The organism is Caballeronia sp. Lep1P3 (genome assembly GCF_022879595.1).
Classification (GTDB): domain Bacteria; phylum Pseudomonadota; class Gammaproteobacteria; order Burkholderiales; family Burkholderiaceae; genus Caballeronia.
In genome coordinates, this window is record NZ_CP084266.1 from 689,018 (window position 1) to 703,677 (window position 14,660).

A 14,660-nucleotide genomic window follows, 5' to 3' on the forward strand; every position below is an offset into this window, starting at 1 on the left:
TTTCCTCGGGCTAAAGGCGCGTTATAAGCGCGCCTTTGCGATCGCATCCAGATTGCCTTCTCCGAAGCCGTGATGTCCACGCCGCTCGACGATCTCGAAGAACATATCGCCCGGCTTGCGCTCCAGAAATGTTTGCAAGAAGAGCTGAGGCGCGCCGTCGGCCAACACTTCACCGTCGACGAGAATCCCGCGCGCGCGCAGCTTTTCGATATCGAGGCCGTGGCCCGGCAAGCGCGCGTCTATCTCGTCGTAATAGCGCGGCGGCGGCATCAGAAACCGAACGCCGCGGGCGGTGAGCGCATCGACGGACTCAAAAATATCCGCCGATGCGAGCGCGATATGCTGCACGCCCTCGCCTTCGTTACCGGGCAGGTACTGTTGCATGAGATCGGTGCGATACGCGCCTTCCTCATAGACGGGAATGCGTATCGAACCGCAAGGCGAAAGCGTGACGGCGGAATCTTGCGAAACGTGCCAGTCCGGATGCACTTGATGAACCTCTTCGAAATGCAGCACTTCGCGGTAAAAATCGAGCCAGTCCTGCATGCGGCCCTTGCGAACCGTCTGCGTGAAATGGTCCACTTCCAGCAGTCCCGTGCCGTTCAAATTTGCGCTCGCCTGAGGGATTGGCCTGAAATCGATGTCATAGATCGACGCTTCGCCGCTATTTTTTCCCGGCCAATGATCGACGAAGTAGATATGCGAATCGCCGATGCCTTGAATTGCCGGAATCGCAAGTTCATTAGGGCCGATTTTTTCGCCCTCGAAATCCCATGCGCCATAGTCGACCGCGCGCTCGTGCGCCGTTTGAGCATCGAGCACGCGAATGCCGATCGCTGCAATGCCGACGCCGTGCGTCTGCGCGAACCGCGTCGCGAAAGAATCCGGCTCGGCGTTGATCAGAAAATGCATGCTGCCCTGGCGATAAAGCGTCACCGCCTTGCTGACATGGTGTGCAACCGGCACGAAGCCCAGCCGCTCGAAAAGCGCGGCAAGCGCCTGCGAATCGGGGCTGGAGAACTCGACGAATTCGAGCCCTGCGATGCCAAGCGGATTGCGAATCGCATCGCGTTCGCAATCGGGGATTGCGCTGGCGGACGAAGAAAAGTCAGCGGATTCGGGCTGGGTCATCGGCATTACCTCGGATTGTACGAATCGGTTCACGGACGCCAAAACTACCATGACTGACGTACCGTGCGCCACGGCTTCCCGCGCGCGGCGAAATGCGTCCCGCTAGAGTAGCGGCAGCGCGTCGCCCGTGTCAAAGCCGGACCCGGCGGCAGACGTCACGCGGCAAGCCGTGCAGCGCTCATCGAAGGACGCCTCGCCTGTGGCGGAAAAACATTCCACGTACCGTCGTCGTGCCGGAAGAAAATGATTGCGATGGCCCCGCCGTCATGCCAGCCCTCGATGCATACATACCGCGCACCGGTGACGTGCGAGCGGCAAAACCGCGCGACGCGCGCAGGATGCGTGAAGGTCGGGGCGAGCCACTTGTCGACTGCGCCGTGAAGTGAATGATGAGCGGTTTGCATGACGTTCTCCTCAGGCAGCGAACATGGCGCTGAACGACTGCATGGGACTGCGATTCGCGCGGCGCTGCGCGATGACATACGCGCGCACGAGGCCGGTTAATGCATCCAATGCAACGCGCGGATGGATAAAACACGAACGCACCTGGCGGCTGTGGGCTTGACCAAAAAGACACCATGAGACGAAGTGCTCACAGTTATTGGTCAGAAGGCGATAACGGTCTTCACCGAGCCGACTGCGCGCGCGCCTCACCACCTCTGAGCCGACGAAGCACGCAGTGGGATTCTGGCAAATCGCAATCTCATGCCCGCCCGCGAATTGCGCGAGGCTCACTTCCTCGACGGGGCCGCGATGCAGCGACTTCGCAAACCCGGCGTAGTGAATCACCATGCCGTTGCCCGCATAGATTCCGTGGTGCGAGTAACCGGACCGACGCGTGACGAGTTCCGTGCCGAGCGCGGGTTCGTCGTCAGGCGAGAAGCCGCATACGGCTCGCTCGTCGATCGTTACGGACGTCTGCTGGCTTGACATGGCTCGCTCCGATTTATTTTGCGGGGCCAGGCGCGATGTGTTTGTGCGGCGCCTCGTTGCGATGTCTTTTGCAGCTTTCTTGCCAGTTTCGCGAGGGCCTTGATGGGCGGGCGTCAAGCCGTATTCGGCAGGCTCTTCCTAGCCGGAAATGTCTTTATCGAACCAACGCTTTCTAGAGCAAATTGTTGGGCTTCAAGCGTCAGTAACTTCTAGGCGCAAGCTGTTGGTCTCTAACTGGCTAAACAACTGCGGAAGTTGGCGGCTATCCAACAAGCGCCATTCAAGCGTCGCGGGAAGGCCCGTCTTTTGGCCTTCTGGCTTCGGACAAGCCACCGGCATAGCCCTTGCATAGGCTTCGTGCGTCCCCACGAGCCACGCGGAGAATCGATATGAGCACCCTTAGCGTCACAGACCTGCATTACGATTGCGAACTGGATAGCGCCCAGATGAGCGTTATCAGCGGCGGGGGCGGCGCACCGTGGGTCTATGGCTGGATAACGCCATTCGTCTCGGATCGTCAGCAGGGTTTCGGCGGCGTCGTGAACATCTACGACATCACGAACAACTTCACGGCCGGACAGATGATCAATCAGTTCCAGTCGGTCGATGTCCGCAATTCCGGAGACGGCGCGAACCTGACTGTCACTCCGAACGCGATTTCCGCGAATCGCGCGGGCTAGAGTGCGTTGTTGCCTGCGTTGTCGCCGGTGCAGTCAGTCAGCGCATAATGGCTAGCGGACTTGGGAGGTTGCCGTGACCTTCGCCACTGAATTCCGATGGACATCCGCCGCGCGTTCCGACGTCGGCTGTGTACGACAGATCAACGAAGACGCTCTGCTCGATTCGCCGGAGCGCGGGCTTTGGGCCATTGCCGATGGCATGGGCGGACATGCCGTGGGCGATCTCGCGAGCCGCATGGCGATCGAGAGTCTCTCGAAACTGTCTGCGGTGGACGGACTCGCAAGCGTTATCGCCGACGCACGCGCGCGGCTTATCGACGTCAACGGTCAATTGCGCACCGAGGCTGCAAGACGCCTCGTTTCGCGGATCGGCACCACAGTGGTATTGCTGGTCGCGCGCGAACGGGCCTGCGCTTATCTTTGGGCCGGCGACAGCCGCATTTATCTGCTAAGGAATGGCCGGCTCGTGCAATTGACGCGCGATCACAGCCATGTGGAAGACTTGAAAGCGCGCGGACAATTGACTGCCGAGGAAGCGTTGCACCATCCGGCGCAGCACCTCATCACGCGTGCGGTGGGCGCGCTGGATACCCTCGAACTCGACGAAAGCAGCGTCGCCGTGAGCGACGGCGATACCTTTTTGCTTTGCAGCGATGGCCTTTCCAACGAAGTCAGCGAAGTGGAAATGGCCACCGAGCTTGCGCCGGGCAACTGCGATTTGGCCGCGCAAAGGCTGCTCGAAATAGCGCTCGGGCGCGGTGGCCGCGACAACGTTTCTCTGGTCGTCGCGCATGCGGAAGACCTGCTCGCGTCGGAGAGAACGCAGGTCAACCCGTCCATCTGAGCGGTCTACTCGCTTCTGCTCTTTTGCGCCGCGAGCCGAAAGTCCTTGGAATGCAGGCCGTGTTTCTTCAGCAGCATTTGCAGATGCGAGCGGTTCATCTCATAGCGACGTGCGAGCTCCGCGACGGTGCCGCCCACTTCGTGCAAGCCGCGTTCAAGAAATGCGCGCTCGGCTTCGTCGCTTGCCACGCGCTTGGCCTCGCTTAAGGAACTCGCTGCCGCAATGCCGTTGCCGCTTGCGGAAGGCCCGCCCATCGCAAGTGACAGCGACGACTTCGGGCGAATATCTAGCGGGAGATGATCGATGTCGGCCATTTCGCCAGCCAGGCAAGCGAGCCGGTACACGACATTACGCAGCTCGCGGATATTGCCCGGATAGTCATAGTTGCGCAGAAAGTCGCGCAGCCGCGGCGACAGTTTGACGGGTCGGCGCTTGAGCGTGGCCGCGGCCTCGTCGCCGAAGTAGGAAAGCAGCAGCGGAATCTCGTCGCGGCGCTCGCGAAGCGCGGGCAAGGTCAAATGAATGACGCTAAGACGATAGAACAGGTCTTCGCGAAAGCGCCCTTCTTCGCAAAAGCGCCGCAGGTTTCGATTAGTCGCTGCGACGATGCGCGTATCCACCGCAATCGGCTCATCCGAGCCCACGCGCTGAATCTCATGCGCCTCGAGCACGCGCAACAGCTTGACTTGGCCGGCAAGCGGCAATTCGCCGATTTCGTCCAGAAAGATGGTCCCCGTGTGAGCGCTTTCGAATTTCCCCTTGCGATCGTTCGTCGCGCCCGTGAACGCCCCTTTGCGGTGCCCGAACAATTCCGATTCGAGCAGATTGTCGGGAATGGCGCCGCAATTCACCGAGATATACGGCTTATCCGCGCGCGAACCGTTGGCATGGATCACCTTGGCCATCAACTCTTTGCCCGTGCCGCTCTCGCCGTCGATCAGCACTGGAAGGTCCGTAGGCGCGGCTTTCTCCGCGATTTCCAGCGCTTCCAGCAGCTTCGGATTGTCGCCGAACGTCCCTTCGAATACGAAGCTGCGCTCGATCAACGCCTGACGCCGCGCGCCCGCCGATAGCTCTCGCTTGGGCTCCGCTGCCGCAGCCTGCACGAAGCGCTCCTTGTGCGAGAGTTGCATCACTTCATCGCGCAAGGCGCCGGCTTGGCGCAAGAGCTTTTCGATCTCGGGCCGTTCGAGGCGCGATGTCCACCGAAGCGTCGAGCGCAATATCTCGATCTTTTCGATGACTCCCGCATACGAAATAGCGGATGCGCTCGCGTTGCTGTCGCTTTCGGGTTGATCCAGTATCTTCATGCTGCGCTCAATTGCTTTTGCACGAGTTGGAAATACATGCCCTTTCTTGCGACTAGCTCGTCGTGCTTGCCTTGCTCGACGATGCCGCCTTCGTATAGCACGAGAATCTTGTCTGCGCGCATGATGGTGGACAGCCGGTGCGCGATGATCACCGCCGTGCGCCCTTTCAGGATCTCCTGCATATTGCCGAGAATATTGCTTTCCGATTGCGTATCGAGGGCCGACGTTGCTTCGTCGAATACGAGAAGGCGTGGATCGTGATAAAGCGCACGCGCAATGCATAAACGCTGAATCTGGCCGCCCGACAAGCCGACGCCCCGCTCGCCCACCACCTGTTCGTAGCCGAGCGGCATCTTGCTGATGAACGCGTGCGCGTCCGCCATCTTCGCGACTTCCTCGATGCGCCTGCGGTCCGGTGCTTCGTCTCCGCTTGCGATGTTATCGGCGATCGTTCCCGAAAACAGCAGATTGCTTTGCATCACATAGCCGATCTGGCCGCGATAGAAGCCTTTGTCGACCACATCGAGGTCATAACCGTCGACCGTCATCTTTCCTTCGCTCGGGGCATAGAAACCGACCATCAGTTTCGCAAGCGTGGTCTTGCCCGATCCACTGCGTCCTACTACGGCAACGAGTTCGCCCGGCTTGATATCGAAGCTGATGTTCTCCAGCACATAAGGCGTGTCGCCGTCGCCATAGCGGAAATAGACACCCTTGAAACTAATGTCGCCCTGAAGGTCCGGCAACATCACGCGCTGCTGCATGTCCGACGGTTTTTGCTCCGGCTCGATGTCGAGCACATCGCCAAGGCGTTCCATGGCAACGCCGGCGTCGTTCAGCAGGCTCCATAGATTGATGAGACCCATGAGCGGCGAAAGCACGCTTCCCATGAATGCGTTGAATGCGATCAATTGCCCGATAGTCAGTTCGCGCGCGAGCACGAGGTTGGCTCCAACCCACAGCACCGCGATGGTCGTCCCGGCATTGAGCAACTGGCTGCAAAGCCCCACACCGATGTTGAAGCGCTGCGACTTGTACTGAATCTCGAGCGACTTCGCGTATTTCTTTTCCCACTTCAGACGCACGGCACGTTCTATCCCCATGCCCTTTACGGTTTCGACGCCGCCCAACGCTTCCATCAGATAAGAGCGCGCGTCGGTGCTGGAAGAGAACGTCTCGCGCGCATTGTGCTTGATGCGCGGTGTGGCGAGCACGGTAAGGGCCATCATCGGAATGACGAATGCGATCAGCAACAGCGTCAGCTTCACGTTGTAGAGAAACATGATCGTGAAGTAGATGAAGATCATCAGCAGGTTGAGCACCGTCGTGACCGTGGACTCGGTGAGGAATGCGCGGATCGTATGGTTTTCCTGGAATCGCGCGAAGACATCGCCGGTCTTGCGCTTGGCAAAGAAGCTGAAGGGCAAGGAAAACGTGTGCTTGAAGAACTGCGACATCATCGCGAAGTCCATGTTGCGCACCATGAAGTTCGCGAGGTAGGCGCGTATCGTGGACATGAGTTGCGAAAACAGATTCGCGACGATGAGCCCGACAATCAGTACGTGCAGCAGCCCGACGTTCTGATGCACGATCACGCCGTCCAGAATGTTCTGGATGATGAGCGGCGGAATGACGCCCAGCACCTGAATCACGAACGTCGCGAGAAACAGATGCAGGAGTATGTTTCGATAAGGCTTGAGGTAGGCGACAAAGCGTATCCACGGTGAACTGGATACCGTCTTCTGCACGAGATCCTGAGCAGGGGCAAAGAGCAGACATGTGCCGCTCCATCCGCGTTCGAACTCGCCCACGGTCATTTTCCTGAAGCCGATCGCCGGGTCCGCGACCCACACGTTCTCTCTGGAAATGCCATACACAATGATGTAGTGATAGCCCTCCCAATGCGCGATGAACGGCAGCTCGAAGCCACGCAACGACTCATAAGTGCATTGCACGCCGCGCGTAGTGAACCCGAGCGATTCCCCTGCACGCGCAAGACTGTCGAGCGTAGCGCCTTGCGTCGTCACATTGGCAAGTTCGCGTAGCTTGCCAAGCGTCATGCCGATACCATAATGGCGGCAGATCATTGCAAGGCAAGCGGCGCCGCAATCCATCTCTTCCGCTTGTTCGAGCCACGCGAAACGCTTGATGACCCGCTCACCCAACTCGGGCCGCGTTTGCAAATCGAGCATCGCCGGCAGCTTGCTGCGTTCGGCGAGCTTCTTTTGACGCTGCAATTCCCGTTCGGTGAACCGGATGCGTTCTTCCAGCACTTCGCGCAGCTTGACGTTGCGCTCGATGATGAAGTGCACGGTCTTCTCGGGTATGACCAGAAGCCGCGTGTCAGTGCTTGCAATGGCGGATGCCATTTGCTCCTGACGCATTACGCAGGCTCTTTCGCCGAAAATCTCGCCAGGTCCGAGCGTCGCGAGTAAATGCTGGCGGCCGCCTTCTTCACGCACGATCCGCACTTCGCCCTGGCGCACAACATAGAGCCGCCTGTCGTCGCGCGAGTCTTGCGTGAGAATCTCCTTGCCTTCACCGATTCGCTTGACGCCGACACTTCTCACGCACTCTTCCAGTTCCGTCTTGTCGAGCTTGCCGCGCAGGTCGAAGAGCCTGGCGACGAAGCCTCCCGCAGAATTGATGGCGACATAACTCGTGGCAAACGCGAGCGCAGCCGCATTCCGTGCAATGACCGGCTCGATCGCGCTGCGCGGAATGAAAAGTAGCTCGGTCTTTCCCGAGGAGCGCACCGAGGACTCATGGCGATAGTCGCGCAGCATCGCGATATCCGCGAAAGTCTCGCGCTCCTTCTTGAGCCCCATGCTGATTTCCTTGCCGTGCTCCTCGGTGAAGATGCGCACGGACCCTGCCCTGACCACATAGAGTCCATCAGCGGGATCGCCCGCATTGCAAACGGTTTCGCCGAAACCATATCGGCGCGACACGGCTTGCAAAGCCAACTGTTCGATTTCCTCCCGCGAGAATGGGGAAAGTATCTCGACGGTCGCGAGAAAATCGGCGGGGGAATCGAGGCTCGAAGGGGCGTCCATGATCGTCGCGCTTCGTTTAGCGGGCCTGGATCAGATGCTCTTGCGCACGCGCAAGCAGCCAATCCTCGCGCAGCAGCCGACGGATTTCGGCGGTCACGTCTTCATCGAGCTTCGCGGGATATTTGGCCGTCACTGCGAATATCTCAAACGAAGCACCGTCCGCCGAAATGAACGGTCCGAGCAAATCGCCCGCCTCCGCGTTGAAGACCTTCGCTTCGATGTCGGGCTTGAGTTGACCGCGCATGACGCGGCCGATCACGCCGCCGTCGTCGCGCGTATCGGCAAGCGAGTGTTCGCGCGCCATGTCCGCGAAACTCTCGGGGTCATCGCCAAGATAGGACATCATCTCCTTGGCGCTGCCTTCCGTATCCAGCACGATATGACTCACTTCGATGCTGTCGAAGCGCGGCGAATTGAGCTGGAAATACTCTTCGACTTCGCGCTGTGTGCCTACCTTCTCCAGCATTTTTTCCTGATACAGCGTATCGGTGATGTAAGTCTCGAATTCGTCGAGACTGACGTTGAGCGCATCCAGATAATTATTCATGTCGGCCGCGCGATGCAGACCTCGAATTCGCCGGAACTGATCGGCTCGCGTCTGGATTTCGTCAGCGGTCAGTTCGACGCCCGAGCGCTTTGCCGCATGCACGGTGATCTTGTCTCGCACCAGTTGCTCGATGAGACCGTCGAACTGTCCGTTGAGCTTGAGCAGCCTGATGAATTCACCGACATCCACGATCTCGTCGTCGATACGCACAATCGCCGTCATATCGTTCTCCGTTGGGTTCAGCCAGCCACGTTGCGGAAGGGATCGAGGCCCATGTCGATCAGGCGTCGCTCGCGCACCACGATTTCCGCCGATGCCGTCATGCCGTAACGCAGCGGGTAGCGCGTATCCGCGATCTGGTAGTAGTCGCGATCGAGCGTTACGCGCCCTTCATAAACCGGTTGCTTCGTGCCCGGACTGGGTTTGGTCGCGGGCGAAATGAAAGCGAGCGTGCCTTCGATCACGCCATAGCGCTGATAGGGAAACGCATTGAATTTGAGCTTCACGCGCTGGCCTTCGCGCAGGAACGCGCGGTCATGTTCGGCAATCTCGATCTTTGAGGACCGGGCGCGCATCCGCCGGTGCAATGCCGCCAAGCGGCGTGTTTGCCTGAATCTTGTCGCCGGTTTGCGTAGATGTCACATCCGTCACGACACCGGACACGGGCGCAAGAATCAACAGGAAATTGTCCTTGTCGATGTTCTCGAAGCGAATGCGCGCCGCGGCATCCGCGACGAGACGCGCCGTCTGCAATTGCAGGCGCAGCTTGTCTTCCGTGCTCGCGACTTCGCGCATCGCCGCTTCGTATTGCAGCCTGAGATTGGTGGCTTCCTGTCCGCTCGTTTCGAGCTGCGCCTTGGCCTGAGTGAATTCGTGACTCAAGCGGAAATCCAGTTCCGAGAGCTTCGCTTGTTCAACGCGGTAAGCGCCGTCCGCTTCGAGATAGAGATTGCGCTTTGCCTCGACCTGCGATTCGGCGACACCGCCGCCGCCCGGCAAAGCGAATAACCGCGAGAAGCGATCCAGCTCGTTTTTCGCGGCATCGCGCGCGCGCCGCGCATTGTCGAGCGTGCTGCGCTGTTCCTGCAATTGCGCCCTCTGCCCCTCCGCCAATTTGGACGTGCCTTCGCTCACGCGCTGTTGATGCTGGTGTTCCTCAACATCCATTTGATCCTTGAGCGCCGCGATTCTACGTTCCATCAAAAGCTTCTTTTCTGGAAACTGTTTCCATTCTCGCTCGGCGTCATCGAGTTTGAGTTGCGCCTCGAGCGCATTGGTCGCCGCTTCAATGGCGCCGCGCGCATTCAGACGCGCGACGACATCGTCCTTGCGAACGGGTTGCCCTTCCGCGATATAGAGATCGGCCAGTTCGCCATCGATGGGCGCATAAAAGCGCCGGACTTCGGACTCGGGCGCGAGCGTCCCTTGCGCGGTCACCATGACGTCCGCATGCCCGATGAAAGACCACAGAAGCGCGGCAGCGACGAGCGCGACCATCGCGAATACGAGCGCCTGCGTCATTCTCAGCGGCTCGGCCGTCAGGATCGCGATGCCTTCCGCGCCGTGATCGCCTAGCGCTTCGGAGAAGCTCTTAAGGTGCGTGTCGCGCTTCACCGCTCGCTCCCCCTATCAAGGCCAGCTTGCTTTGCAGCAATGCGGGCTCGAGCACCATGCGCAGGTCTTGCAGCGAGCGCCTCTGCAAATCGGCTTCAGCGGCGATCTCAGTGGCGAGCGCGCTCCATTTGCTCGCGCCCGAATTGCCGTCCGACTGCGCTTGCCTGAAGATGCGCATGCCTCGCGCCGAAGCGTCCTGTGCATCCGACAAGCGCCGCGCCTGTGCGCGGAACGTGTCCGAGATGCCGGATTCCAGCCGCTGCGAACCGCCAATGCCTCCGTTCGTCCGATACTGCATCCAAAGCGCTTCCGCTTGCGTCATCAGCCCTTGCGCACGCGTAAGGGCCTTGTTTCTTAGCGACGCGATGTCCGGTGCAACGGCCTTCGCAAAGTACGTGTCGGTATCGGCGTCGAGGGTTTCATAGAACGACAGCAGCGCGTCGTCATACGCATTCGAGCCGCGCGACTTCTGCAATTCGCCGAACCGCGCGGCGACAGACTTTTTGTGCGTCAGTTCCTGTTGCACGACCGGCGACCAGCTTCCTTGCGGGATCTTCTGCAAGGCATCGATGGCCTGGGCACTATGTCCGCTACGCCAAGCGTCCGAGACAACGGCATATTGTTTGAACACGTTCGACGGCGGCAACTGGCTCGCTGTCATCGTCGCGAACTTCTGCTTGAACGGCGGCGTGAAAAACGTTGTCGTGTTCAGCCATGCGGCCAGCGGTGCAAGACTGCCCGCACTCATTGCGCGCCTGAGGCTGCTATAAGCGCTTGCATCGGCTTCTACGCGGTCCAGACCGCCCAGACGAGGGTAACGGTCCGCATAGTCTTTAATGGCCGCTTCCATGGCGTCGGGGTCGTCGTTAGCGAGACTCTTGACGATGATGGCGTTGAGCCGGTCGATGGCGGCCAGATAAACCGAATCGTCGCTCTGTAGCTTGCGCAGATGGCTGAGCGCGAGCGCATACGGATCGCGAAAGTCGGGCACGTAACCCGCGATTCGATCGAGATCGCGTTGATGTCCCGCCGCGTCCGCTTCCCAGTGCTTCAGTATCTCGCGGATGCGGTCTTCGTCGGCATACATGCGAATGGGCGCATCCGGTCCGCCGCGGCCCATCACGAAGCGCTCCAGCTTGCCGATCCAGCCGAGTTCGTCGAGCATCGAACGCACGTCCGTATTGTTTGCGCCTAGCGTTTTCATCTGGGTAACGATCGCGTCGGCGTCCGCGTAGTCGCCCTTACGAACGGCGGCTAGCCAGCGCGGCACGTTCGACTTGAGCACGGCTTCTGTATTCATCGCTGAATAGCGCGCGTCTTGAGGATGACTCGCCAAATAGTCATTCGTCAGCGCGGCGGCTTTGCCGTATTCGCCGCTCGCCATGAGCGACTTCACCTCGCGCTGCGCCGAGCCGCTACAGAAAAGCGTAGAGCCGATCGCTATGAGAATCAGCATCAGGCATGACATGACGATGCGCGCCCGCCGCGCGGCGCGGGCGTCGTCGCCTGAAAAAGCCTTCAGCAGTTCATGGACGAAAAGAGCGAGCTTGCCACGTCTCTTTGCATCGCGAGGCTCGCGCGTTTCTTCGATGCGCGAAGCCTGGGCGTCTGCATTGATTTCATCGTCCGAAGGCGCGGATTGATCGACGCAGAAAATGTCGAGAAACGAATGCGCGGAGCCGACAAAAGTAGTTTTGTCGCTGGGGTTCGCGTCGCGTTCGTCGGGCGCACCGGCTCCCGATGCGCCGGCCATTTCGGTCAGTGTCGATTCGCTCTCTTCGCCATGCAGGCTGACCTTGTACACGAAGTGCATGCCGCCGAAGGCAAGCGTGTCGCCGTGCCTCAGTTCCACTGCGGAATCGCCGATGCGCTGTCCATTGACGAACGTTCCGTTCGTGCTGCCAAGGTCCTCGACGAACGGCGCGCCGTTCTTGACGAACACATGCGCGTGACGCCGCGATACGTAATTGACCTGATGCGGAAACTGCGCCTTATAGCGCGCGAACGTTTCGTCTGTCTTGCTAACGAGAAACGGAAATTGCGAAAGCTCGACCGGCTGCAGTCCGACGTCGTCGCGTTGCGGCACGAGCGTGACGGCGACGGGCTTTCCGGCGCCCATGCGCCGTTTGCGAGGCACGAACTGCACGCGATACGACAAGCGGCTGCCGAACGCGATCTCGTCGCCATTGCGCACGCGAACGGGCGTATCGCGCACGGGCGTTCCATTCACCGTCGTGCCGTTCTTGCTGCCGAGGTCCGCGAGATAAACATGACCGTGCTCAATAAAAATACGCGCATGGCGGCGCGAAAGCTGCGCGACGGCTTCAGGCGGACTCGCATCGAACGGTGCTTCACCGCGGCCAATGGCAAAGAGATTCTCGTCGATGCGGATGTCGCTCAACGGGTTCGCCGAATCACCTTGCGATGCGGGTTTAAGGACGACATCGAATGCCTCGCCCACGCTCGGCTTCTGTTCGGCTATCGGATCGCCTGGAGCCATGTCAGATCGCAAGGTGCGTGAAGCCGCCGCCAATGAGCGGCGAATGGACGGAAAGCATTGCGCCGTCATTCGCGCTAAGCGCATGCGGCGGCTGTTGAAAGTGTAAGTCACGCATCGTCGTAGTCAATCATGCGACGCCAGAGCATTCTTCTTCTCGTTAGCGGCGCTTTGCACATCGACGGTCGGCCATCCACCGCCAAGCGCCTGATAAAGCGTCACCGTATCCGAGAGAATTTGCTGATGGTTCGCGAGCAACGCAAGCTGCGCGGCAAGCAGCGTGCGTTCGGTTTCGAACACTTCCAGTTGCGAAATCGCGCCTTCCCTTAGTTGCGCGTCAATCTGCGCGGCCACGATGCTCAAATGCGCCACTTCCTGCTGCAACTCATTGCGCTGCCTCGTATGCGAGTCGAGGTTGACGAGTGCGTTTTCCACTTCCTCGAATGCGCTCATTACCGTGCTGCGATATTGCTGCTCGGCCACCGTGCTTTGCGCTTGCGTAGTCTTTACGTGAGCACGCACGCTCGGATCGAGAATCGGAATATTGATGCTCGGCAGAAAACTGAACGTGAAGGACTTCAATAAGTCTGTCAGCGCAAAGCTCGCCGTTCCCCCGCGTCCGGTGAGACTAATCGTCGGCAACTGCGCGAGTTTCGCCTGACCGACAAGGTCATAGGCTTCCAGCACGCGGTATTCAGCCGCGATGAGATCGGGCCGGCGCGCAAGCAACTGCGATGGCAAGCCTGCCGGCACCGGCGGAATCTGCACGCGCTTTTGCAACTGCCCATCGGGCACCTTGAATTCGCCTGCCGGAACGCCAATGAGCGTGGCAAGCGCATTGTCCCCAAGATCGCGCGCGCGTAGCAGTTCGAGCAAGTCGCGCGTCAGACGATTCAGTTCGGCGCGTTGCGTAAGCACTTGCGTATGCGGCACGAGCCCGTTCTTTTCCATGCCCTCGAATATCGTGAGAATCTGCTGGTTTGTCGCGATGGTCTTCTTCTGCTGCTCGATCTGATCGTCGAATTGGAGAATCTGGAAATACGTGGTCGATACGCTTGCGACGAGTTCGAGATAACCGGCGCGCCAGTCGGCTTCGGTTGCGCGGAATTCGGCCTTTTGCGCCTGCACGCCCTTTTCGACCGCACCCCAGACATCGATGTCCCAATTCACTTGCGTGACAACGTTGTATTGCCTCGAGAAGGTCTGTCCCGTGGTCTTTTCGAAGCTCGCGCCGGCGCCCACGTCCATCGACGGCAATGCGCCCGCGCGCGCTTCGCCGATCTGCGCGCCCGCTACCTGAATGCGTGCCGCCAGCACCTTGATGTCGAAATTGCTGTTGATGGCTTTTTCCACTAGCCCGTCGAGATACGGGTCGCGAAACTGTTTCCACCAGTCGGGCTGAATGGTCTCGGCGGGCGCGGCCTTAGGCGCGTCTATCGTCGTAAATGCCGTCTTTTCAGGCGTCTCGGGACGCTTGTAGACCGGCACCTTGACGTCGATGCAACCGGCGAGCAGCGCGGCGGCGCAAAGACTCGCGCATGCGACCACGACACGCAACGATGGCAACAGGACTTGCACGATGCACTCCGGCGCTAAAAGCCACTAAGAAGAGACAAAGCGCGCGCAGAATGAAATCACGCGCTCTGGAGGCGGTCCGCTCGCCGTCTCGGAATTGACGAGCGAACCGCGCCGCCCGATGCGGGCGGTTGCTGCAGCGGCGCTCCCCGCGCGCCGCTTTCTCTGCGTTACATCGCGTATGGCGCAAAGACGTTGATGTTGCTCTTGTTATCGGCCTTCTGGTACGGATCCACATCCGATGTCACTTTATGCGTGAAGGCGTTGTTGACACCGTTTTGATCGAGTGTGTTCTGAGCCTGATTAGCCATCTGCTGCGTCGTGGCGCTCAGGTCGAACTTCGACACATAGCTCGGGAAGTAGAACGCAGTTCCGCCGCGCACGGCGGACATTTCGGTGCGGCCCATTTCGGCGTGGTGGACGAGATCGCGGATCGTTAGCGTGGACATGATGTCGGATTCCTGTCGTGAACG

Annotated in this window: 11 protein-coding genes and 1 pseudogene; 2 read left to right on the forward strand and 10 right to left on the reverse strand. The window is 59.7% G+C overall.

Annotated elements, in window-relative coordinates:
• Positions 1–21: 21 nt before the first annotated feature.
• The 3 genes from LDZ27_RS17685 to LDZ27_RS17695 form a co-directional block, all read right to left on the reverse strand.
• A complete protein-coding gene (locus LDZ27_RS17685) occupies positions 22–1,131 on the reverse strand; it encodes a 4-hydroxyphenylpyruvate dioxygenase family protein (RefSeq protein WP_244816188.1) in 1,110 nt (369 codons plus the stop codon).
• A 155-nt stretch (positions 1,132–1,286) separates the two neighbouring features.
• On the reverse strand, positions 1,287–1,535 hold the full coding sequence (locus LDZ27_RS17690; RefSeq protein ID WP_244816189.1) for a hypothetical protein: 249 nt from the start codon (positions 1,533–1,535) through the stop codon (positions 1,287–1,289).
• 10 nt (positions 1,536–1,545) lie between these two features.
• The gene (locus LDZ27_RS17695) at positions 1,546–2,064 is read right to left on the reverse strand and encodes a lecithin retinol acyltransferase family protein (RefSeq protein WP_244816190.1); all 519 of its coding nucleotides are present in this window, start codon (positions 2,062–2,064) and stop codon (positions 1,546–1,548) included.
• 389 nt (positions 2,065–2,453) lie between these two features.
• Between LDZ27_RS17695 and LDZ27_RS17700 the strand changes: the two genes are divergently transcribed.
• Positions 2,454–2,744 (forward strand): hypothetical protein, encoded by a 291-nt coding sequence (locus LDZ27_RS17700; protein ID WP_244816191.1) that lies wholly within the window; start codon positions 2,454–2,456, stop codon positions 2,742–2,744.
• A 73-nt stretch (positions 2,745–2,817) separates the two neighbouring features.
• A complete protein-coding gene (locus LDZ27_RS17705) occupies positions 2,818–3,588 on the forward strand; it encodes a PP2C family serine/threonine-protein phosphatase (RefSeq protein ID WP_244816192.1) in 771 nt (256 codons plus the stop codon).
• Between the two features lie 5 nt (positions 3,589–3,593).
• Here LDZ27_RS17705 and LDZ27_RS17710 read toward each other — a convergent pair whose 3' ends face one another.
• The 7 genes and pseudogenes from LDZ27_RS17710 to LDZ27_RS17740 form a co-directional block, all read right to left on the reverse strand.
• Positions 3,594–4,898 (reverse strand): sigma-54-dependent Fis family transcriptional regulator, encoded by a 1,305-nt coding sequence (locus LDZ27_RS17710; RefSeq protein WP_244816193.1) that lies wholly within the window; start codon positions 4,896–4,898, stop codon positions 3,594–3,596.
• Entirely contained in the window at positions 4,895–7,954 is a 3,060-nt protein-coding gene (locus tag LDZ27_RS17715; RefSeq protein ID WP_244816194.1) for a peptidase domain-containing ABC transporter, read from the reverse strand. The genes LDZ27_RS17710 and LDZ27_RS17715 overlap by 4 nt, the downstream gene beginning before the upstream one ends.
• Positions 7,955–7,970: 16 nt before the next feature.
• Entirely contained in the window at positions 7,971–8,723 is a 753-nt protein-coding gene (locus LDZ27_RS17720) for a peptidylprolyl isomerase (RefSeq protein WP_244816195.1), read from the reverse strand.
• Between the two features lie 17 nt (positions 8,724–8,740).
• Positions 8,741–10,115 (reverse strand): annotated as a pseudogene (locus LDZ27_RS17725) (HlyD family efflux transporter periplasmic adaptor subunit).
• On the reverse strand, positions 10,093–12,615 hold the full coding sequence (locus LDZ27_RS17730; RefSeq protein WP_244816196.1) for an FHA domain-containing protein: 2,523 nt from the start codon (positions 12,613–12,615) through the stop codon (positions 10,093–10,095). Before LDZ27_RS17730 ends, LDZ27_RS17725 begins: the two are co-directional and overlap by 23 nt.
• A 123-nt stretch (positions 12,616–12,738) precedes the next feature.
• Positions 12,739–14,181 (reverse strand): efflux transporter outer membrane subunit, encoded by a 1,443-nt coding sequence (locus tag LDZ27_RS17735; protein ID WP_244817315.1) that lies wholly within the window; start codon positions 14,179–14,181, stop codon positions 12,739–12,741.
• A 176-nt stretch (positions 14,182–14,357) separates the two neighbouring features.
• Positions 14,358–14,636 (reverse strand): hypothetical protein, encoded by a 279-nt coding sequence (locus LDZ27_RS17740; RefSeq protein WP_244816197.1) that lies wholly within the window; start codon positions 14,634–14,636, stop codon positions 14,358–14,360.
• Positions 14,637–14,660 lie beyond the last annotated feature (24 nt).

Coding starts and splice junctions, on each gene's coding strand:
- LDZ27_RS17730 (WP_244816196.1), bottom strand. CDS start 12,615: ATGGCTCCAGGCGATCCGATAGCCGAACAGAAGCCGAGCGTGGGCGAG.
- LDZ27_RS17710 (WP_244816193.1), bottom strand. CDS start 4,898: ATGAAGATACTGGATCAACCCGAAAGCGACAGCAACGCGAGCGCATCC.
- LDZ27_RS17685 (WP_244816188.1), bottom strand. CDS start 1,131: ATGACCCAGCCCGAATCCGCTGACTTTTCTTCGTCCGCCAGCGCAATC.
- LDZ27_RS17695 (WP_244816190.1), bottom strand. CDS start 2,064: ATGTCAAGCCAGCAGACGTCCGTAACGATCGACGAGCGAGCCGTATGC.
- LDZ27_RS17690 (WP_244816189.1), bottom strand. CDS start 1,535: ATGCAAACCGCTCATCATTCACTTCACGGCGCAGTCGACAAGTGGCTC.
- LDZ27_RS17700 (WP_244816191.1), top strand. CDS start 2,454: ATGAGCACCCTTAGCGTCACAGACCTGCATTACGATTGCGAACTGGAT.
- LDZ27_RS17715 (WP_244816194.1), bottom strand. CDS start 7,954: ATGGACGCCCCTTCGAGCCTCGATTCCCCCGCCGATTTTCTCGCGACC.
- LDZ27_RS17720 (WP_244816195.1), bottom strand. CDS start 8,723: ATGACGGCGATTGTGCGTATCGACGACGAGATCGTGGATGTCGGTGAA.
- LDZ27_RS17740 (WP_244816197.1), bottom strand. CDS start 14,636: ATGTCCACGCTAACGATCCGCGATCTCGTCCACCACGCCGAAATGGGC.